This is a genomic window from Shewanella sp. MF05913, assembly GCF_059758095.1.
Genome location: NZ_JCAYNT010000023.1, coordinates 16,304 through 36,706, shown reverse-complemented (window position 1 = coordinate 36,706; position 20,403 = coordinate 16,304). Strand labels below are relative to the sequence as shown.

Genomic DNA, 20,403 nt, shown 5'->3' with positions numbered 1-20,403 from the left:
ATTGCTCTCCCAAACCTAATTTGTGATATGTAATCTACTTCACTTGCCTATCCTCCGTTATTTATGTTGCTAAACAATTACTGTTTAGGTAGATATCGTAATGGGTTAACCGACTTGCCGTGATAACGCACTTCAAAATGAAGCATCACTTGGCTTGTCCCTGTACTGCCCATTTTTGCAACTGTTTGGCCTGCGCTAACATATTGCTTTTCTTTAACCGTAATCGTGTCTGCATGAGCATAAGCACTTAAAAAATCATCGTTATGTTTGATAATCACTAAGTTGCCATATCCTCGAAGCGCATTGCCTGCGTATACGACTCTACCATCTGCTGCGGCCTTAATAATGTCTCCGCGATTACCAGCAATCTTAATACCTTGATTGCCTTGTTCTGACGCCGAAAAATACCCGATTATTCGACCTCTAACTGGCCAGTGCCATTGCTGAACTTGTTGTGGCAAGTTTGCGACAGGACCGTTTGCATTTTGGTTAACTATTTGTTGGGTAGTTGTTACAGAATACGCAGGCTTTACTTTGTGATCAAGATCTTTTTTCGTTCTGTCTGATACGACCACTGGCTGTGGCTTTGCGACTGCAACAGGTTGGATTGTTTGCGATTCAGTACGACGGGGAACCGATGAGTATGGCTGAGTAATGGCTTTAGTTTGCACCGGTGAAGCATAAGCTTGTGGTGCGCTAGCACCAGTAGACACTGAACTATTAGCGCTTGCTAAATTAAGTGTTTGCCCTGGATAAATAGTATAAGGCGCGTGCAGATTATTCTCTCTAGCAAGCGCAGCAAAGTGTCGCCCAGCGCCCCATGCAATAGAATACAAAGTATCACCTTTTTTTACGGTGTACTTATGGGTTTTAAGCGAGCCTTTGTGATAACGAGGACCATGATTTTTTGATGATAAACTATCAACCGGCGCGGGACGTTCAGCTTGAAAGCTACATCCTGTCAGCATGATTGCTAAGACCAAACCATTTGGCCAACCGGTATTCATCAAACAATGTCCTTAAGGAAAATACATAGGCGCACAGCGAATAGGCGCATTTTACATGATAAAGCATCACTCAGATCAAAACATGAAGCAGAACTCATGTTTTAGGCTAAATCACCATTGATTAATGGCACAAATTTAACCGCTTCGATTATTTCAGAATGGAACGTTGCGCCAGTACGAGTAATTTTAAGCAATTGTTGTGTATCTTCGCCCACGGGAATAATTAATACCCCGTTATCAGCAAGCTGTTCAAGTAATGCTTGTGGGACAGAAGCCGCCGCAGCGGTCACCATAATGCCATCAAATGGACCACGATTAGGCCAACCTTGCCAACCATCACCGTATTTAAATGACACATTGTGCAAGTCTAGGCGCTTAAGCCTTTGTCTGGCTTGAATTTGCAGGGCTTTAATTCTTTCTATTGTACAAAGCTCTGGAATGAGCGAAGCAAGCACTGCCGCTTGATAACCCGAACCAGTACCAATTTCGAGTACTTTTTGTGGGTTATGCTGCAGCAAAAGCTCTGTCATGCGCGCCACAATGTACGGCTGAGATATTGTTTGACCTTGGCCAATGGGTAACGCGGTATTTTCATAGGCTTTGTGCGCTAAGGCGTCGTCGAGAAATAACTCACGCGGGGTGGTGGCCACTGCGTGTAATACCGCAGGGTGGCGGATCCCAGCATCAGACAACTTTTTTGCCAAATTCATTGCTGATGTTGAAGCAACCCTAGTCATATTTTTGTTATCCACTCAGCTAATCCGTTTAGTTGATTGTATGCAGTTAAATCGACAGTTAACGGTGTAATCGACACGTACCCGGCTGCAACAGCACCAAAATCAGTGCCTTCGCCAGCGTCTTGTTCACTGCCAACTGGACCCAGCCAATAGATATCTTTACCAGCAGGGTCTTGGGTTTTTATCATACCTTCCGCTTTGTGCCTGGCACCTAAACGAGTGACTTTAATCCCTTTAATTTGATCAACTGGTAAGTCTGGCACATTCACATTTAAAATTTGGTCGCTATTAACAGGGTGTGCTAATAACCCTTTTACAATTTTTGCAGCATAGACAGCAGCACTATCATAGTGAGTTAACGATTTACCCACTAACGAAATTGCTATCGCCGGTAAACCTAAAAAGCGCCCTTCCATCGCAGCCGCAACGGTCCCTGAATAAAGGGTATCATCGCCCATATTGGCACCCGCATTAATGCCTGAAACCACAATGTCGGGCTCATCTTGGCACAACTGCCTAATGGCTAAATGCACGCAATCAGTAGGTGTACCATTGACTGAAATATAACCGTTATCTAAGTTATTAATTCTTAATGGATTAGTCAAGGTTAATGAATTGCTCGCGCCTGAACAATTTCGATCGGGCGCAACGGTAAGCACTTGTGCAAACTCACTCAGTGCCTGGGTTAATGCGATAATACCTGGGGCATTAACACCATCATCATTACTGACTAAAATATTAATCATTGCTTAGGGCTCTTTATTCGGTTGCTGTTCATCTTGCAATAAACGCTGCGCTTGTTGTTCTGCCACCATGATTTGTCTTTGTTGTTCTTGGACATCTTGATAATCAGCAAGCTCACGCAACACAGATGTCGCATAACTGCCTGCTGGCAGCATAAATTCAAGCGTTAATACATCGTCGTTAAACTGCCATTTCATCCCTTGCGGCTCAAGTAAAAGAGGTCGTCTTTCTTGGGAGAGTCCTGCATTTTCAAGGCCAGATAAATCATCGGAATAATCGCTTAACGGCGCCATTTCAAGTGCCAGCGCATCATCTTTTGCCAAGGGAATTCCACGCCCCCAAAGAGGAGCAGATAATTGAATGTCTTTTTCAGCTAGGCGGGAATTAAGCACATCATCCCACGCATCAACAGTAAAATAACTCTTGCTGCCCGCTAACATCACACAATCACCTGCGATGGTATTGATTTGTTGTGTGGCTAAGCGATGTGACACCACTAAGTTAAATATGTTTGATCGCACTGCAGACAAGTACATGCTGCGTTTATTGCGATCTTTTATATTACGGCCGCCGCTTAACATCTGACGACCCATGACTAAATTTTTACCCTCGTGACCAAAACGTTGTTCACCAAAATAGTTAGGCACGCCGACTGAAGCAATACGTTGTAAGCGAGATTCAACATCAACTACATCGGTAATATTGCGTAAAGTGAGCACAAAACGGTTGCCTAATAGCGCACCAATGCGCAGTTTTTTACTGTGACGACTACTTGATAAAATAGTGAGTTTATCGCTATTAAGCTGTGCCCACTCTGGGGTTTCTTTGCCAGGAATACGAATGCCAAACCACTGCTCTGTGACGGCGTTTTTGTCTTTTTGGCCAGCATAAGTCACTTCTTTAGGGTGGACTTTAGCAAATTTCGCCAGCATCTCAGCAACATAAACTGTGTTCAGGCCATTTTTTTGAATATGCAACATATGATGCTCGCCTTCACCTGTTGGGGTAAATGGCAAAATTTCTTTCACAATAAAATCACTATTGTGTGTGCGTAAATCAGCTTGGCTTAACGGTTTATCTAGCAGGTAATGTAATTCGTTCATCTGGCAAACATTCTCTATATTATTAACGCGATTGATTAACCATCAGTACGACAGCTTCTACAGCAATACCTTCTTTACGTCCGGTAAAACCTAATTTTTCAGTGGTCGTTGCTTTTACATTGATGTTATCGATATCCGTTTGCAAATCAGCACTTAAACACTCACGGATTGCTTCAATATGCGGTGCCATTTTAGGGGCCTGGGCAATCACCGTGACATCAAGGTTACCTATCACAAACTGCTTTTGACGAGCGAGCTCATAGCAATGCTTCAACAGCTCACGACTATCCGCTCCGGCAAAGTTAGCATCGGTATCTGGAAAGTGTTTACCAATATCGCCTAATGCCATCGCACCCAGTATCGCATCACTGACAGCATGTAAAATCACATCACCGTCAGAGTGAGCAATTAAGCCTGTCTCATAAGGCACGACCACTCCCCCTAAAATAAGCGGTTTGTCGCCACCAAACTTGTGTACATCAAAACCATGGCCAATACGTATATTCATGTTAATCCTTGTGATGAGGTTATCATTACAATAAGGCTATTATGTTTATTGCATAAATTTTAGTGTGTTTATTGCATAAAATTTTTGTGCTTGTTGCATAGTTTTATTGTGCTTGTTGCATAAATAATGCTGCAAGTTGTAAGTCATCAGGGTGAGTCACTTTAATATTATCCACACGACCACTCACTAGCCCTGGCATCACTCCAGCCCATTCCATTGCACTCGCCTCATCAGTAATATTGACCGTTGCAGCAAGTGCCTGAGATAAATTATTTTTCAGCGCAGTGATGGGGAAAAACTGTGGGGTTAATGCGTGCCAAAGTAACGCTCGCTCAACGGTATTGGTGATTAAACCACTGGCATCGCTGCGCTTCATGGTATCGCGCACTGGCGCCGCCAAAATTGCACCTTGAGGGTATTGTTTTAACGATGCAATCAACTTGTTAATATCTTCATGGCGTAAACAAGGTCTGGCTGCATCGTGAACTAACGCCCATGCTGTAGGGTTAATCGACATGGCATGTTCCAGCGCAGCAAGAACTGAGTCAGCTCGCTCACCACCGCCAATCACTTGTATAAGCTTAGGGTGTTTAGCTTGGGGAAGTTGCTTGAAATATTGATCTTGTGGATGCAAAGCGACAATAACCTGATCAATGCGTTCGTGCGACAATAATACATCCAGGGTGTGAGCCAAAATACTTTGCTGACCGAGCATTAGATACTGCTTTGGCTTATTAGTCCCCATGCGACTGCCGATACCAGCAGCTGGAACAATGGCAATAATTGACTGAGGATTATTTTGCATAGTAAACCATTTTTAGAATTATTATAGCCCGTTTAACGCGTCATTATCACTGCACAACTAGCTATGGATTAAACGGTTGATCCCGTGATTCGGTGCTAATTACACGATAAAAGGTTTCGCCTTCTTTAACCATTCCAAGCTCGTTTCGGGCGCGCTCTTCTATCGCTTCAGTGCCACTGAGTAAGTCGATGATTTCTTCTTTGAGGATTTGATTGCGAGCCACCAGCTTTTGATTGCTTTGCTGTTGGGCTTCAATCTGGGTTTGCAGCAAGACATATTCAGAAAAATTATTATCGCCCTGCCATAGCCGATATTGTAAAACAGCCAGTAAACCAATCATTAATAATATTAGTTGTTTCATAATATCAAGTTACGTCGCATTAACCCTTAGAATGTATATTGGATATAGTACAACAAAAAAGGCCACCGAGTGGTGGCCTTTTTAAGCTAAAGCAAAAATTATGCTTGGCCTTTCACTTCTTTAAGACCATTGTATGGTGCTTTTGAACCTAGCGCTTCTTCAATACGCAGTAGCTGGTTGTATTTAGCAACACGATCACTGCGGCTTAATGAACCGGTTTTGATTTGGCCTGCTGCGGTACCTACGGCTAAATCAGCAATCGTTGAATCTTCAGTTTCGCCACTACGGTGAGAAATCACCACGGTGAAACCGGCATCTTTTGCCATTTTAATTGCAGCCAACGTTTCAGTTAACGAACCGATCTGGTTGAACTTAATTAAGATAGAGTTAGCGATGCCGTTGTCGATACCACGCTTAAGAATTTTAGTGTTGGTTACGAATAAATCGTCACCCACTAATTGGATTTTATCACCCATTAATTTAGTTTGGTGAGCAAAACCATCCCAGTCAGACTCGTCAAGACCATCTTCGATAGAAACGATTGGGTAACGTTCAGTAAGACCTTGTAAGAAGAAGTTGAATTCTTCAGAAGTGAATTTTTTGCCTTCACCTTTAAGATCATAAATATTAGCTTCTTTGTCATAAAATTCAGAAGCTGCACAATCCATCGCTAATGTGATGTCTTTACCTAACTCATAACCTGCGTTGGCAACAGCGACTTTAATTGCTGCTAGCGCGGCTTCGTTAGAGGCTAAGTTTGGAGCAAAACCACCTTCATCACCTACTGCAGTTGAATGGCCGTCAGCTTTAAGGACTTTAGCAAGGCTGTGGAATACTTCTGCGCCCATACGTAAACCTTCACGGAATGTCTTAGCGCCAACCGGTTGAATCATGAACTCTTGAATATCAACACTGTTGTCTGCATGCTCGCCACCGTTGATGATGTTCATCATAGGGAGTGGCATTGAATAAACACCAGGAGTACCGTTTAGATCAGCAATGTGCGCATATAAAGGTACGTGCTTAGCAGCAGCAGCGGCTTTAGCAATCGCCAATGAAACAGCAAGAATAGCGTTAGCACCAAATTTAGCTTTGTTTTCTGTACCGTCTAAGTCAATCATAATTTGGTCAAGTTCTGCTTGAGCCAATGCATCTTTACCTTTAATCGCGTCTGCAATTGGGCCATTTACAGCAGCAACAGCTTTTAATACGCCTTTACCTAAGTAACGCGCTTTGTCGCCATCACGAAGTTCTAATGCTTCACGACTACCCGTTGATGCGCCAGATGGTGCTGCAGCCATACCCACATAACCGCCTTCTAAATGCACTTCTGCCTCAACGGTTGGGTTGCCACGCGAATCCATAATCTCGCGACCAATCACTTTAATAATGTTAGCCATAATATCCTCGTACTGTGTCAGTAAATTAAAAAATGTAATAAAAGTTAAAAGCCAATACCAATAAAACCACTCGACAACCTAATATTGCTGATTTATTGGTATGTAACTTTCAGTTTTGTAATTTTATTCTATTTAGAGCTTAGGATAAATCGAATTGGTCTCTGCTTCAACTTAGTTTTAACCGCAGTGAGACATCAATAAGCCGATTATTTGATCTTACGCATATATCATAGACAAAAAAGCCGCTAATGCAGAACATTAGCGGCTAATACGTATTAGCTTATGTCGCGTTTTTGATACGCTGAAGAAGCAGCAATAAAGCCTTCAAATAATGGGTGGCCATCACGAGGCGTTGAGGTGAATTCTGGGTGGAATTGACCAGCAACAAACCAAGGGTGATCTGGCAACTCAATCATTTCAATCAACTTACGATCTGATGACAAACCACTAAACACTAAACCGGCTTTTTCAAGACGTTCAATGAAGTTGTTGTTTACTTCGTAACGATGACGATGGCGTTCAACACAGGTTGTTGAATTGTATGCTGTAGCCGCTCTTGTGCCTTCTTTTAAATGGCATAACTGAGCGCCTAAACGCATTGTGCCACCTAAATCAGAAGATTCATGGCGTTTTTCAACATCACCTTCTTCATTAATCCATTCGGTAATCAAACCCACGACTGGATAAGGTGTTTCAGGATTAAACTCCGTAGAGTGAGCACCTTCTAAACCGGCAACATGGCGTGCAAATTCGATTAACGCAACTTGCATACCTAAACAAATTCCAAAGTAAGGTAAGTTGTTTTCGCGTGCAAATTTAGCCGCAAAGATTTTGCCTTCTACGCCACGTTCACCAAAACCGCCAGGGACTAAAATACCGTCAAGGCCTTGTAATACTTCTTCGCCTTTAGCTTCAACCGTTTGTGAATCAATGTATTTGATGTTCACGGTAACGCGGTTTTTTAAGCCTGCATGTTTTAATGCTTCGTTAACTGACTTATAAGCATCTGGCAATTCAATGTACTTACCTACCATACCAATAGTGACTTCACCATTTGGATTGGCTTCTTGGTAAATAACATTTTCCCACTCAGACAAATCAGCTTCGTTGCAGGTTAAATTAAAACGTTTGATAACTAAATCATCTAACCCTTGTGAACGCAGCAACGCTGGGATTTTGTAGATGCTATCAACGTCTTTTAATGAAATAACAGCACGTTCTTCTACGTTACAGAATAACGAAATTTTTGCTTTTTCATTGGCTGGGATCGCACGGTCGCCACGACAAACCAATACATCCGGCGCAATACCAATAGAACGCAACTCTTTAACAGAATGCTGCGTTGGCTTGGTTTTAATTTCCCCTGCGGCACCTAAGAATGGCACTAAGGTTAAATGCATAAATAAAGTGCGTTCACGTCCTAGTTCTGCACCTAATTGACGGATAGATTCAAGGAAAGGTAATGACTCGATGTCACCTACCGTGCCGCCAATCTCTACGATTGCAACGTCATGACCTTCACCACCGGCAAGCACTTTTTCTTTGATGGCGTTGGTGATGTGTGGAATAACCTGAATGGTTGCACCTAAATAATCACCGCGGCGTTCTTTACTAATAACTTCTTCGTAAATACGGCCAGTAGTAAAGTTGTTACGACGGTTCATTTTAGTGCGAATGAAGCGCTCGTAGTGACCTAAGTCAAGATCGGTTTCAGCGCCATCTTCAGTCACGAATACTTCACCGTGCTGAGTAGGACTCATCGTACCTGGGTCGACGTTAATGTATGGATCCAGTTTCATAATGGTTACATTAAGGCCACGCGCCTCTAAAATTGCTGCTAGCGAAGCTGCTGCAATGCCTTTACCTAGTGATGAAACAACGCCACCAGTAACGAAGATATACCTTGTAGTCATGCTGAACCTGAGAAAATGTGTTGGAAAAAAACGTGCTTGTAAGAAAGCACTAGGACGGGGCGATATCATACCAAAGCCACCTCGATTCGACAAACTTAAACGCGCTATATTTAGCTTAATTTGCCTTTTCGTGCTGCTTTACTCGATCCCAATAGCCGTCTAATTCAGTTAATGTATGCTGTTCAATCGCTTTACCGCTGTCGGCCACATATTGTTCAACTCCCCTAAAACGTCGCTCAAACTTAGTGTTTGCTTGGCGTAAAGCTTGTTCAGGATCGACTTTTAAATGGCGAGCTAAATTCACGACTGCAAATAATAAGTCGCCCATTTCATCTTGCACTTTATCTTTAGAGTAATCGGCATCATTAGGCTGCTTATTCACCTCGACGAGCACTTCATCAATCTCTTCATGTATTTTAGCCACAACGGGTTCAAGCTCTACCCAGTCAAAGCCGACTTTAGCCACCCGATGCTGAATTTTTCGCGCTCGCGACAATGCCGGTAACGCTGTGGGGATATCATCAAGGGCTGAGTGCAACTGTTTTTGTCGACGCTCATTAGCTTTAAGCTTATCCCATGCTTGGCTCAGGTCCTGAGAATTGGTAATAGGACCACTGATTTGGCCATCAGCCTGAGCAAACACATGAGGATGACGTCGGGTTAATTTATCGCTTATACGCTCAATAACCGTGGCAAAGTCAAACATGCCTTGCTCTTGACCTAATTGGCAATAAAACACAACTTGAAATAACAAGTCGCCCAACTCATCGGGTAACTCCTGCCACGCTTTGCGCTCTATTGTGTCGACCACTTCATAGGCTTCTTCTAGGGTAAAAGGCACAATGGTGGCAAAGTCTTGAGCAAGATCCCACGGGCAACCGGTTTGCGGATCGCGTAATTGCTTCATAATGTCTAATAACGGCTGCATGTTTGCCACGTTGTTTATCCTCTAAATTTGAAAAGCTTTTAAATTAAAAAGGCACCTAGATTAAGGTGCCTTTGCGCTGAGTCTTGCCTTTTAATCTTGCGGGGTTATAGCCGGCGAGATTCAATCACACCATCAACTTGCGATAATTTAGCAATAATGCGCGATAAACCGTCTAGGTTATACAACTCAAGTTCAAGCTCTACCGTTGCGGTTTGGGTTTTCACATCTGATGATGAGCTCATGGCCATCACATTCGATTTTTCAGCGGCTAGCACTGTGGTTAAGTCGCGTAATAATCCACTGCGGTCATGGGATAATACTCGCACTCGAATACGGTATCCGCCAGAGTAGTTTTCGCCCCAAATTACATCAACACTGCGCTCAGGGTGAGCCCGCATGAGCTCTTTTACTTGTTCACAATCACTACGGTGCACCGAAATACCACGGCCCATGGTGATATAACCAAATATTTCATCGCCGGGCACTGGCTGACAACAACGAGCAATATGGCTCATCAAGTTACCAACACCATTAACTTCTACTTGGCCTTTATCTGATTTTTTTGGTTTATGTGATGCTTTCTTAAGAATGTCTTCAACTAAGTCTTCATCCGTATCGACGACTTTGCGGATTTTAGTTTCGGTAAAATTCACCACCTGATTTAACCGTAAATCACCACCGCCAATGGCCGCTAGCATGTCGTCCATCGTGTTAAGATTAAAACGCTCAACAGCCACTGCAGCATCTTTAATTTTTAAACCAACACGCGACAATTCAGATTCGAGCATCTCTTTACCGGCGGCAATATTTTTGTCGCGGTCTTGTTGCTTAAACCAATGTTGAATTTTAGAGCGTGAACGTGACGACTTAATATAACCTAAGTTTAGATTTAACCAGTCGCGTTTAGGGTTAGGCGTTTTTGAGGTGATAATTTCAATGCGCTCACCCGTTTCAACTTGATAAGTAAATGGCACAATTCGGCCATCAACTTTAGCGCCTATACATTTATGTCCTACTTGCGAGTGAATGTAATAAGCAAAATCGAGTACGGTTGAGCCAAGCGGTAAATCGACCACTTCACCGTTAGGAGTAAACACATAAACACGGTCTTCAAATACTTGGCTACGAACCTCATCAACCAAGTTACCACTTTCGGCCACATCTTCTTGCCACTGTAAAATTTTACGCAGCCAGTTAATTTTTTCTTCGTAACCGGTTTGCTTAGTGTTACCCGCGCCTTCTTTATATTTCCAATGCGCAGCAACCCCTAACTCAGAGTCTTGGTGCATTGCTTCAGTACGAATTTGAATTTCGACGGTTTTGCCTTCAGGCCCCACTACTACGGTGTGGATCGATTGGTAACCATTTGGTTTTGGATTGGCCACGTAATCGTCAAATTCGCGCGGAATGTGGTGCCATAAATCGTGCACCACGCCCAAGGCGCCATAGCAATCTTGCAATCGCTCGGTAACAATACGTACAGCTCTTACATCAAACAATTCATCGAATTTAAGATCTTTGCCCTTCATTTTGCGCCAAATACTGTATATGTGCTTTGGGCGACCATACACTTTTGCGCGAATTTCGTCGTTGTCTAAACGCTGTTGCAGTTGCGTGACGAATTTGTCGATAAACACTTCGCGGTCAACACGTTTACCGTCTAACTGTTTGGCAATGTCTTTATAGACTGTTGGGTGCAAATAGCGGAACGAAATATCTTCGAGCTCCCACTTAAGCTGACCAATACCTAAACGGTTAGCAAGAGGGGCATAAATATCGGCGATTTCACGGGCTAACAATACACGAGTTTCTTCGTCAGCATTTTTAACCGCACGCAATAAACACACGCGCTCTGCCAATTTAATGACGACCGCGCGCACATCTTCAACCATCGCTAACAGCATTTTACGAATATTATCGATTTGCGGTTCGGCATCACGCGAATTTTCGCTGACTTTCAGTGCGCCAATGGCATTCATGGTGACAACACTGGCAACGAGTCTTGCTAAATTGTCGCCATACTGTTCAGCTAATTGCTCTTCGTTTAATACACCAGCTTCAAACATTAAAAACAGCACTGCAGCTTGAAGCGTTTCAATGTCCATGTTGAGCGGCGCGAGGATTTCGATCATTTCACGAGCGCGCGCAAGCAATTCAGTATGGGCCAGTTTATTTTTGACCGGTAAGGCCTCAACTTGCTGGATCAATACTAATAATTTTTGAGCGTCGTCTTTGTCGTCGAGATAACGAGCGACCCACTCATCTAATTGGAATGCTTGCGTATTAAAATGTGCTTCGCGAACAGATACCATGAACCCTTCCTTAGCCGCATGACCGACTGATATCTACCAACATTGTATTCTTAAAGGAATAAATGAGGCATTAATTACAACTGAACACGTTATCTTGAAGCCATAGACTTTTTTGTCAATTTAAACGAGCTCAGTTGAACAAATTTATAGCATACCATTTGATATTGCAGTAAATACTGCCAGCTTATTTACATAATTCAAATAAAACCATGGCTTCGGTATGGTGCGTTTGCGGAAACATATCCACTAAACCTACTTTGGCAATACGATAACCATTGGCTAATAATACACTACTGTCGCGCGCTAAACTTGCTGGATTACACGATACATACACTACTTTTTTAGGCTGCATCTTCTGTAACCACTGTAAACTTTCATAGGCACCAGCACGGGCTGGGTCGAGTAATAACTTATCAATTTTACCTAACCAGGCTTGTTCTGATAAGTCAGCACTTAAGTCTGCATGATAAAACGTTACATTGTCTAAGTGATTATCTAAAGCATTTTGCTTAGCCTGCTCAACCATTTCTGGCACACCTTCAACCCCAATCACTTGCGCCGCTTTTTTTGCAAGAGGCAAGCTGAAGTTCCCGACACCACAAAACAAATCAAGAATACGCTCACCCGCTTGAGGGTCTAACCATTCAATAGCTTGGTCCACCATCGCTTGATTAATGGTGCCATTAACCTGGACAAAGTTACCCGGGGTAAATGAACATCGCACACTTTCGGCGGCCAAATGATAATAAGGCAACGTTACAGCTTGCTCAATCGAAGCGAGCGAAGGATAAAGCTGGGTTAGTAGCCCGGCATCATCTTGTAGCAACAGATTAAGCTGATGTTTTTCAGCAAAGCCACTTAACCAGCGAATATCGGAGTTAGGCAGTTTTTTAGTCACTCTGAGTACAACAAAATGACCATTATCAGCCTGAGTCAATTCAACATGGCCGATGCTCGCTTTGGCTTTTAATTGGTTTAAGTTAGCCGCTAAAGGCGTAATTAAATCCGACAAAGGAGCCGCTAATACCGGGCATTGGTTAATTTCAATAATTTGATTACTGTTACCAGCACGAAATCCCAGCTGTAAACGTTGGCTGCGTTTATCTAATACGGTAGCGAGGCGAGCCCTACGTCGATAATGCCAGCCATCGCCAATAATCGCCTCTGCCAACATCTGTGTATCGATAGCATCTGAACTCGACTTAGCCATTAAATCAACCAAGGCTGATTGCTTATAATCACGCTGAGCTTGAATGTCCATATGCTGTAAATCACATCCACCACATCGACTATAATGCTGACAATGAGGTTTGACTCTACTTAACGCTGGACTGGCAATATTGATTAGTTTGGCTTTAGCATAACTTTTCTTTTGCTCAATAAGCTGCACCGTTGCTTGCTCGCCGGGTAACGCACCGGCAATGAACACCACCTTACCTTGAAGCTGTGCCATACCTGCACCGAGGTGGTCTAGTTGGGTGACATCTAGCGTGAGCTTTGCAGATAATTGTTTAGATTTGTTCGGTTTTTCTTTGAAAAATTGTGCCATTTCGGCCTCAGATGTCGAATAAAAAACTAGTCAAGAGTGCGCTGTTTCTGGCAGTCTAGACGCAATAATAGCGATTTAGCATCAGGAACACACCTAACAGCCATGAAAAGTGCCAACAATATGACCAAATACAGCCTACGTTCTTGGGTTCTGGTACTTGCGTTAGCGCCCACAATTGTCGTGGGTATTCTACTTGGAAGTTATTTCACGATAAACCGCTTTTATGAATTGGAAGACACCTTAATTATAAAAGGCAGCAATATTGTTGAACCTTTAGCCATTGCCAGTGAGTTTGGCATTATTAATCAAGACCGCGAATCGACAAAACGTCTTCTGGCGGCATCGCAAATTAATAATGCTTCGTTAATTCACTCCATTGCAGTATTTGACGCTGAAAATCAATTATTTGTAACGTCTCATTATCATAAAGATTTCGAAACAATGCGCTTTAAAAAGCCATTAACGGCACTTATTGGTACAGAACACGAAACCATTGGCGATACGCTCATTATCCGTGTACCCATTATTTCGCATACCGGCCTTGAAAGCTCGTTGCTCAGTAGCTTAAATCGCGTTAGCGATACCGAACAAAACACACAACAAAATCAACATTTCATAAAACCTATTTTCAACAACCAGCAAGAGCAAATTTTAGGCTACATTTCCGTTCTGCTTAATAAAGAAAATGCACTACTCGAGCAACATAGAGCGGCCATAGCGGCCTTTATTATTGTGTTAATAGGCGTGCAATTTAATCTATTTTTTACATTCCGTCTGGTAAAGCATGTTAACCATCCGATTACTGAAATGGTGCGTGTGGTCGCCAAAATTCGTGAGGGTAAACTGGATACACGCCTTGAAGGTAATTTAATCGGTGAGCTTGATTTACTTAAGCGCGGTATTAATGCCATGGCGGGCTCTTTATCCGAATATCACGACGAGATGCAGCAAAATATTGACCAAGCCACATCAGACTTACGTGAAACCCTAGAGCAAATTGAAATTCAAAACGTTGAGTTAGACTTAGCCAAAAAACGTGCCTTAGAAGCAAGCCGAATTAAGTCTGAATTTTTAGCCAACATGTCGCACGAGTTACGCACACCGCTCAATGGTGTCATCGGTTTTGCAAGGCAGTTGTTAAAAACGCCGCTGCATACTAGCCAGCTGGATTACATTAAAACCATTGAACGAAGCGCCAGTAACTTACTGGGTATTATTAACGATATCCTCGACTTCTCTAAACTTGAAGCGGGCAAAATGGTACTTGAAAAAATGCCATTTGCACTGCGTGAAACACTTGCTGAAACGCTTACCATTATTGCTGGCAGCGCCCAAGAAAAGGGTCTGGAGTTGGTCATTGATATTGATAGCAATGTCCCTGAGAGTGTGAGTGGCGACTCTATGCGCGTGAGCCAAATTATTACCAACTTAGTGGGTAACGCGATTAAGTTTACCGACTCTGGCAGTGTCATCCTTAAAATTCACTTAGTCGGTCATGACGAGGACAATATTACTCTTCGATGTGAAGTTATCGATACCGGCATTGGCATCGACGAGAGCCAGCAAGAATATTTATTCCAAGCATTTGGCCAGGCAGATTCTTCTATATCACGCCGATTTGGTGGCACGGGATTAGGCTTAGTTATCACCAAGCGCCTCATTAACCAAATGGGAGGTCAAATTGGCTTTACGTCTGCCCCCAATAAAGGCTCAAACTTCTGGTTTATTTTACCACTTGGGATCAGCCAATTTGAAATAGGCGAAGTCTTGCCAGTCAATGTCCTACAACATAAATCTGTGTTGCTGTATGAGCCTCGCGAGTTGTCTCGAGACACCCTTAACCGCCGGTTAGTCTCTTGGCAGTTAATTTTAACCAATGTTGCAAACCCAGAAAACTTGACCTCGGTACTGCAAAGTCAAAATAGTAAATTTGATTATATTATTATGAGCTGCCATGGTTTTGTTGATAACGCCGAATTAATTCATTTATTACAGCAAGCGCGTCAGCATACTGATTGCTTAGTGCTGTTGCATGACTGTGTTGATCAAGATGTAATTATTAACGTGCTTAAAGCCAATGCAGATGTCCTGCTTAACACGCCAATAAGTGACTTTACCTTAGCACGCCATTTAATATACCCACCCACGCCAGCTACATTAGTCAGCTTGCCTGAACAGCCCATTGTCGAAGACACTCACCGTATTAAGGCCTCTGTGCTAGCGGTTGACGATAATATGGCTAATTTAAAACTAATTGACACTTTATTAAAAGAATTGGTTGTCAATGTGGTGATCGCAAGCAATGGTAAAGACGCCATAAAGCAAGCCCAAGAACATGCATTTGATTTAATTTTTATGGACATTCAAATGCCCGGCACAGACGGTATTACAGCTACCCAACAAATCCGCTTCGCATCGCTTAACCGTCACACCCCTATTATTGCGGTTACGGCTCATGCCATTGCAGAGGAGCGAGAGAAAATTCTCGCCTGTGGCATGGACGGCTTTTTACCGAAACCTATCGATGAAGTATCGTTAAAAGGGGTGATTAATCGCTGGATCACCAAGCCTAAATTTACCCATTTCGACAACACCATATTAAATTGGGATTTGTGTTTAACTCAAGCCAATCAAAAACCAGACTTAGCATTAGACATGCTAAAAATGCTGGTTAGCTCGCTTCCTGAAACGGTTGAGGCTATCGACAATGCCTTAGAAAAACATGATTCTGCAACATTATTACAAGCAGTGCACAAACTGCATGGCGCAACATGCTATTGCGGCGTACCGACAACACAAAAACTTTGTAAAGATATCGAATCAGCCTTAAAGCATAAAATTGATATCGATGATCTTGAACCTGAAATACTAGAGTTACTTGATGAGTTAACTAAGGTAGAATCAGCAGCAAATCAAGTGATAAACCAGCTATCAGTGGATACTCCTAATGACCAGTAAACCCGGATTCTTTAAACGCCTTAAGGCGCTATCTTTACCGCAAAAACAGCTTTTTGCACTTGCCTTGTGTCAACGTATGTTACCTAATTACAAACTATTCTCTGAAGTATGTGAGTTTGGTGAGCCTCAAGTATTAAGCACCGCACTTGAGCTATTATGGCAAAGCCAATACGACAAAAAGCTTAAATTCAATATTGATGTACATTTACAACGTCTCGATGAAAACACTCCAGATCCAAGCGATTTTGAAGCTTATGGTGCCTACCCCGCGATGGATGCTGCTGTTGCTATCGCAACGTTAATGAGTGCTATCGACAGTAAAATTGAAGAAGACATTACCAATATCAGCAAATTATCATCAAGTACCGTCGCAAACTACATTGAAGCGATTAGTGATGAATCATTAATGGATGAAGAGTTAGATGAGTTTGTTTTTTCGCATCCAGTAATGGAAGAAGAAAAAGAGCTTCAAGGTATGTTGCTTGATATTATCGAAGCCAACCCAGACATTAACAGCGAGTTAGTGAAAGGATTACGTAAAGATATAATTGACGCTGGCGTGTCAAACATTGGCATTAGCGAGTAATCGGTACAGGCATTAACTTGAGGCTACAAATTGATGTTTGCAGCCAAGTAAACACCTTGATATCTTAATAACAGCCTTAATAATAGCCTGAATGTTTCAGGCTATTATTCGTTATAATGAGTATGAAGATAAAACCTCATACCTTGCAATATCCCTTATAATACCGACCATAACACGCTGTGATATTGATATTTAAAACGTCAAAGGCCCTATGAAAAAAATTTTCTATCAAGGCTTCACCTTCACCAATCCAAACGGTAAAACCGACAATTGGACACTCGTGATTGGCAATCAAGTTCGCGTAGGCTCGTTATTTGAATTAAGACGACAAGTGCACTTTTTTACCGAACTGGGTATTTTACCTCCGCCAAAAATTGCTAAATAACGCGCATTCACAGCGTGGTGTTCTCAACATTTTTACTCCTCAGCGATAAACCTCAACTGCGGATCTAAACGATAAATCTAAGCGATAAATCTAAGCGATAAAATCGATTATCTACGTCCAACACTCAAATAGTCTTTACATATCAGTATTAATTCAATGGAATGATGAAAAACTATCACCTTGAGCCTAAGTCTAATTGCATCGCAGCGAGTAAAAGCAGTAAAGTGACAACATTATCATTTTGCTAAGGAATTGCGAGGGATGTCTAGTATTCTTACCCCGCTAATCGCTGTCTTCGCCATTATGCTGCTAGGCAGCTTAGTTCAAAAGTTGAGACTGCTTCCCGCCGACACCGATGTCGTGCTTAATCAGTTTGTCTATTATGTGGCCTTCCCTGCTATTTTATTAATTGTATTAGCAGAAACACGTATTGAAGACATTGCTCAATGGGGCTTTATTGCCGGCTTTAGTTTAGCCATGGTAATCACTTATGCATTCGTTATTGCGCTGTCTCTTTGGCAAGCACCAAAGCAACAAGCCATCGCGGCAATGCGTGGATTAAACTCAACCTTTGGCAATACTGCCTTTATTGGCATCCCATTAATGAGTTTAATGTTTCCCAATAACAAAATGGCTCTCGTCGCTGCGGCCATCGCCAGTTTGTTATCAGTCATCATGTTCGCTTTTGCACTGGTGTCTATCGAACTTGCTAGCCGAAACAAACAATCCTCTGAACCAGCCATTTTAATCATGGCTAATGCACTGGGTAAAAACCCTATCGTTGTTGGCAGTGCCATTGGGATCGCATTATCGGCTTGTCATATCAGCCTCCCTAATAGCGTGTCATTGATGTTACATCAATTGGGTAATACCTCGAGCCCTTGCGCCCTATTTGCCATTGGTATGGTGTTAGTCAAAGCCTTACGTCAACAAACAGGCAGTAAGCTGTTTACAGCCAGCTTAATTGCTGAACTCAATGTGATTAACCTGTTTAAGTTGGTCATTCAACCTCTTATTGCCTACGGCTTATTAATTGCATTTGGGGTTGAGCTACAATGGTTAATCATGGGGGTGTTACTAGCCTCACTCCCTACTGCAGCAAGTGTTTACTTACTGGCAGACCGTTACCAGGTGCATGCAAATGTGAGTGCGCAAGCAATACTCTATGGCACGTTAATGACCTTTATCAGCCTGCCGATCATTGAATCTTTATTGAAGACTTACGCTTAAAGTTAATTGAATTAATGATGTGTTCAATCGGCTAATGATTGAGATTGGTATAACTATCGTGCGATTCGTGATTAACAAATAGACAAAGATAATTTTCGGTCTACTACTTTACTGTATAAAAAATCAGTATATACTGTTTATCAATACAGTGGTTTGGTGGTTTCATAGACAGGAATTCATTATGCTTTGCCAACTCAGCATCAACAATTTTGCTATCGTACGTTTTTTAGAACTCGACTTTAAAGCCGGTATGACAAGCATCACCGGGGAAACCGGTGCAGGTAAATCGATTGCAATCGACGCTCTGGGTTTGTGTTTAGGCAACCGCAGTGATGCCAATACTGTGAGACCCGGCGCGAATAAAACCGAGGTCAGTGCACGCTTTACCCTACACGATGTGCCGTTAGCAAAACGCTGGCTTGAAGATAATGATCTCGACGCTGACGACGAATGCATTCTTCGTCGTACCATTAATAGTGATGGACGTTCTCGCGCCTACATCAACAGTAATCCCGTTCCAGTGACGCAATTAAAAGCTATAGGCCAATTATTAATTGGTATTCATGGCCAACATGCCCATCATGCGATGCTCAAAAGTGAGCATCAATTAAATCTGCTCGACAGTTACGCCAACCACAAAATATTACTTGATAACGTGAGCGCTAGTTATGTTAGGTGCAAACAAGTTGAAAATGAACTCAAGCAACTAGAACAAGCTCAGCACGAACGTATTTCACGCCAACAACTGTTGCAATATCAAGTAGAAGAGCTAAACGAATTTAACCTAGGTTTAGACGAGTTTGATGACATTGAGCAAGAACATAAACGCTTGGCAAATGGCACTGATTTAATCGAACGGTGTCAGGCTGGTTTGCACTTACTTACCGAAAGTGACGATGGCAATATTGAATCACTGTTAAATAAAGTCGCCGCCATTGCAGACACGCTTCAAGGCTATGATGAATCACTTGCGCCTATTAGTACCATGCTGAACGATGCGTTAATCCAAGTTCAAGAAAGTGCTAGCGAAATCGAGAGCTATTTAAGCCGTCTTGAATTAGATCCTGAGCATTTTGCTTATCTTGAAAAACGCTTATCAACGGCAATGCAATTAGCACGCAAGCATCATGTAGGCCCAGATAAATTGGCTTTGCATCACCAAGCGCTAATGGCAGAACTCAAAGAACTCGCTGGCGATGAAAGCAAACTTGACGAGATAAGACTGCAATTAGATGCGAGCAGAAATGCCTATTTAGTCAATGCACAGAAACTCAGCCAAAGCCGCAATCGTTATGCTAAAGAGTTAGATAAATTAGTCACCCGCTCAATTCATGAACTTAATATGCCTAAAGGTAAATTTAGCATCGAAGTGAATCACGACCCAGCCAACATTTCAGTGAATGGCTGTGACAACATTGAATTCATGGTGACCACTAACCCAGGGCAACCTTTACAACCGATTTCCAAAGTCGCTTCAGGCGGTGAGCTATCGCGTATAGGTTTAGGTATTCAGGTGATAACCGCTAAAAAAGTCGCAACCCCAACATTAATATTTGATGAAGTTGATGTGGGTATTTCAGGCCCTACGGCATCTGTAGTCGGCAGAATGCTGCGCAGCCTTGGAGAATCAACTCAGGTGTTGTGTGTTACCCATTTACCTCAAGTTGCAGGAAATGGCCATCAACACATGTTTGTAAATAAGTTTAATAAGGCCGGCAGCACTGAAACCACCATGCAAGCACTAGATAAAGATCAACGCGTTAATGAACTGGCACGTCTACTCGGTGGAGACGTAATTACTGAAAACACCTTAGCCAACGCCCGCGAATTATTGCAATAGCGTCATGGCTTATCAAAAGCTAACCATCATATTACCA

General features: G+C 42.6%; 17 protein-coding genes. 5 read left to right on the top strand and 12 right to left on the bottom strand.

What is annotated here, in order from left to right:
• Window positions 1-77: 77 nt before the first annotated feature.
• The 12 genes from AC19MV_RS19785 to rlmD form a co-directional block, all read right to left on the bottom strand.
• Complete coding sequence (locus AC19MV_RS19785) at window positions 78-1,010, bottom strand: peptidoglycan DD-metalloendopeptidase family protein (protein ID WP_498309710.1); 933 nt, start codon at window positions 1,008-1,010, stop codon at window positions 78-80.
• A 98-nt stretch (window positions 1,011-1,108) separates the two neighbouring features.
• Window positions 1,109-1,744, bottom strand: a complete 636-nt coding sequence (locus AC19MV_RS19780) for a protein-L-isoaspartate(D-aspartate) O-methyltransferase (protein ID WP_432398967.1) — start codon at window positions 1,742-1,744, stop codon at window positions 1,109-1,111.
• Window positions 1,741-2,490, bottom strand: a complete 750-nt coding sequence (surE, locus tag AC19MV_RS19775; protein WP_498309709.1) for a 5'/3'-nucleotidase SurE — start codon at window positions 2,488-2,490, stop codon at window positions 1,741-1,743. The genes AC19MV_RS19780 and surE overlap by 4 nt, the downstream gene beginning before the upstream one ends.
• Window positions 2,491-2,493: 3 nt before the next feature.
• Complete coding sequence (truD, locus tag AC19MV_RS19770; protein WP_498309708.1) at window positions 2,494-3,591, bottom strand: tRNA pseudouridine(13) synthase TruD; 1,098 nt, start codon at window positions 3,589-3,591, stop codon at window positions 2,494-2,496.
• Window positions 3,592-3,613: 22 nt separating this feature from the next.
• Window positions 3,614-4,099 carry a 2-C-methyl-D-erythritol 2,4-cyclodiphosphate synthase gene (gene ispF / locus AC19MV_RS19765; protein WP_432398970.1) on the bottom strand — a complete coding sequence of 162 codons (486 nt, stop codon included), beginning with the start codon at window positions 4,097-4,099 and terminating at the stop codon, window positions 3,614-3,616.
• Between the two features lie 103 nt (window positions 4,100-4,202).
• The gene (ispD, locus tag AC19MV_RS19760) at window positions 4,203-4,904 is read right to left on the bottom strand and encodes a 2-C-methyl-D-erythritol 4-phosphate cytidylyltransferase (RefSeq protein ID WP_498309706.1); all 702 of its coding nucleotides are present in this window, start codon (window positions 4,902-4,904) and stop codon (window positions 4,203-4,205) included.
• A 61-nt stretch (window positions 4,905-4,965) separates the two neighbouring features.
• Window positions 4,966-5,265, bottom strand: a complete 300-nt coding sequence (gene ftsB / locus AC19MV_RS19755; RefSeq protein ID WP_432398972.1) for a cell division protein FtsB — start codon at window positions 5,263-5,265, stop codon at window positions 4,966-4,968.
• A 98-nt stretch (window positions 5,266-5,363) separates the two neighbouring features.
• The gene (gene eno, locus AC19MV_RS19750; protein WP_432398973.1) at window positions 5,364-6,665 is read right to left on the bottom strand and encodes a phosphopyruvate hydratase; all 1,302 of its coding nucleotides are present in this window, start codon (window positions 6,663-6,665) and stop codon (window positions 5,364-5,366) included.
• Window positions 6,666-6,940: 275 nt separating this feature from the next.
• Window positions 6,941-8,578: a CTP synthase gene (pyrG, locus tag AC19MV_RS19745; RefSeq protein ID WP_498309704.1), complete on the bottom strand. Its 1,638-nt coding sequence runs from the start codon at window positions 8,576-8,578 to the stop codon at window positions 6,941-6,943.
• Window positions 8,579-8,693: 115 nt separating this feature from the next.
• Entirely contained in the window at window positions 8,694-9,506 is an 813-nt protein-coding gene (gene mazG, locus AC19MV_RS19740) for a nucleoside triphosphate pyrophosphohydrolase (protein ID WP_498309726.1), read from the bottom strand.
• Window positions 9,507-9,610: 104 nt separating this feature from the next.
• Window positions 9,611-11,818, bottom strand: a complete 2,208-nt coding sequence (gene relA / locus AC19MV_RS19735) for a GTP diphosphokinase (RefSeq protein WP_498309702.1) — start codon at window positions 11,816-11,818, stop codon at window positions 9,611-9,613.
• 184 nt (window positions 11,819-12,002) lie between these two features.
• A complete protein-coding gene (rlmD, locus tag AC19MV_RS19730) occupies window positions 12,003-13,367 on the bottom strand; it encodes a 23S rRNA (uracil(1939)-C(5))-methyltransferase RlmD (RefSeq protein WP_498309700.1) in 1,365 nt (454 codons plus the stop codon).
• A 120-nt stretch (window positions 13,368-13,487) separates the two neighbouring features.
• Between rlmD and barA the strand changes: the two genes are divergently transcribed.
• The 5 genes from barA to recN all read left to right on the top strand — a co-directional run bounded on the left by barA (window position 13,488) and on the right by recN (window position 20,366).
• Complete coding sequence (barA, locus tag AC19MV_RS19725; protein WP_498309698.1) at window positions 13,488-16,325, top strand: two-component sensor histidine kinase BarA; 2,838 nt, start codon at window positions 13,488-13,490, stop codon at window positions 16,323-16,325.
• Entirely contained in the window at window positions 16,315-16,911 is a 597-nt protein-coding gene (locus tag AC19MV_RS19720; RefSeq protein ID WP_432398979.1) for a YjaG family protein, read from the top strand. The genes barA and AC19MV_RS19720 overlap by 11 nt, the downstream gene beginning before the upstream one ends.
• A 211-nt stretch (window positions 16,912-17,122) precedes the next feature.
• Complete coding sequence (locus AC19MV_RS19715) at window positions 17,123-17,296, top strand: DUF3319 domain-containing protein (protein ID WP_160053679.1); 174 nt, start codon at window positions 17,123-17,125, stop codon at window positions 17,294-17,296.
• 261 nt (window positions 17,297-17,557) lie between these two features.
• Window positions 17,558-18,526 carry an AEC family transporter gene (locus AC19MV_RS19710; RefSeq protein WP_498309696.1) on the top strand — a complete coding sequence of 323 codons (969 nt, stop codon included), beginning with the start codon at window positions 17,558-17,560 and terminating at the stop codon, window positions 18,524-18,526.
• A gap of 181 nt (window positions 18,527-18,707) precedes the next feature.
• Window positions 18,708-20,366: a DNA repair protein RecN gene (gene recN / locus AC19MV_RS19705; RefSeq protein WP_498309695.1), complete on the top strand. Its 1,659-nt coding sequence runs from the start codon at window positions 18,708-18,710 to the stop codon at window positions 20,364-20,366.
• The last annotated feature ends 37 nt before the right edge of the window (window positions 20,367-20,403 follow it).

Excerpts from the sequence above, each read along its gene's own strand:
- recN (WP_498309695.1), top strand. The coding sequence starts at position 18,708 with ATGCTTTGCCAACTCAGCATCAACAATTTTGCTATCGTACGTTTTTTA.
- AC19MV_RS19715 (WP_160053679.1), top strand. The coding sequence starts at position 17,123 with ATGAAAAAAATTTTCTATCAAGGCTTCACCTTCACCAATCCAAACGGT.
- barA (WP_498309698.1), top strand. The coding sequence starts at position 13,488 with ATGACCAAATACAGCCTACGTTCTTGGGTTCTGGTACTTGCGTTAGCG.
- eno (WP_432398973.1), bottom strand. The coding sequence starts at position 6,665 with ATGGCTAACATTATTAAAGTGATTGGTCGCGAGATTATGGATTCGCGT.
- pyrG (WP_498309704.1), bottom strand. The coding sequence starts at position 8,578 with ATGACTACAAGGTATATCTTCGTTACTGGTGGCGTTGTTTCATCACTA.
- truD (WP_498309708.1), bottom strand. The coding sequence starts at position 3,591 with ATGAACGAATTACATTACCTGCTAGATAAACCGTTAAGCCAAGCTGAT.
- AC19MV_RS19720 (WP_432398979.1), top strand. The coding sequence starts at position 16,315 with ATGACCAGTAAACCCGGATTCTTTAAACGCCTTAAGGCGCTATCTTTA.
- ftsB (WP_432398972.1), bottom strand. The coding sequence starts at position 5,265 with ATGAAACAACTAATATTATTAATGATTGGTTTACTGGCTGTTTTACAA.
- rlmD (WP_498309700.1), bottom strand. The coding sequence starts at position 13,367 with ATGGCACAATTTTTCAAAGAAAAACCGAACAAATCTAAACAATTATCT.
- ispF (WP_432398970.1), bottom strand. The coding sequence starts at position 4,099 with ATGAATATACGTATTGGCCATGGTTTTGATGTACACAAGTTTGGTGGC.
- AC19MV_RS19780 (WP_432398967.1), bottom strand. The coding sequence starts at position 1,744 with ATGACTAGGGTTGCTTCAACATCAGCAATGAATTTGGCAAAAAAGTTG.
- surE (WP_498309709.1), bottom strand. The coding sequence starts at position 2,490 with ATGATTAATATTTTAGTCAGTAATGATGATGGTGTTAATGCCCCAGGT.
- ispD (WP_498309706.1), bottom strand. The coding sequence starts at position 4,904 with ATGCAAAATAATCCTCAGTCAATTATTGCCATTGTTCCAGCTGCTGGT.
- mazG (WP_498309726.1), bottom strand. The coding sequence starts at position 9,506 with ATGCAGCCGTTATTAGACATTATGAAGCAATTACGCGATCCGCAAACC.
- relA (WP_498309702.1), bottom strand. The coding sequence starts at position 11,818 with ATGGTATCTGTTCGCGAAGCACATTTTAATACGCAAGCATTCCAATTA.
- AC19MV_RS19710 (WP_498309696.1), top strand. The coding sequence starts at position 17,558 with ATGTCTAGTATTCTTACCCCGCTAATCGCTGTCTTCGCCATTATGCTG.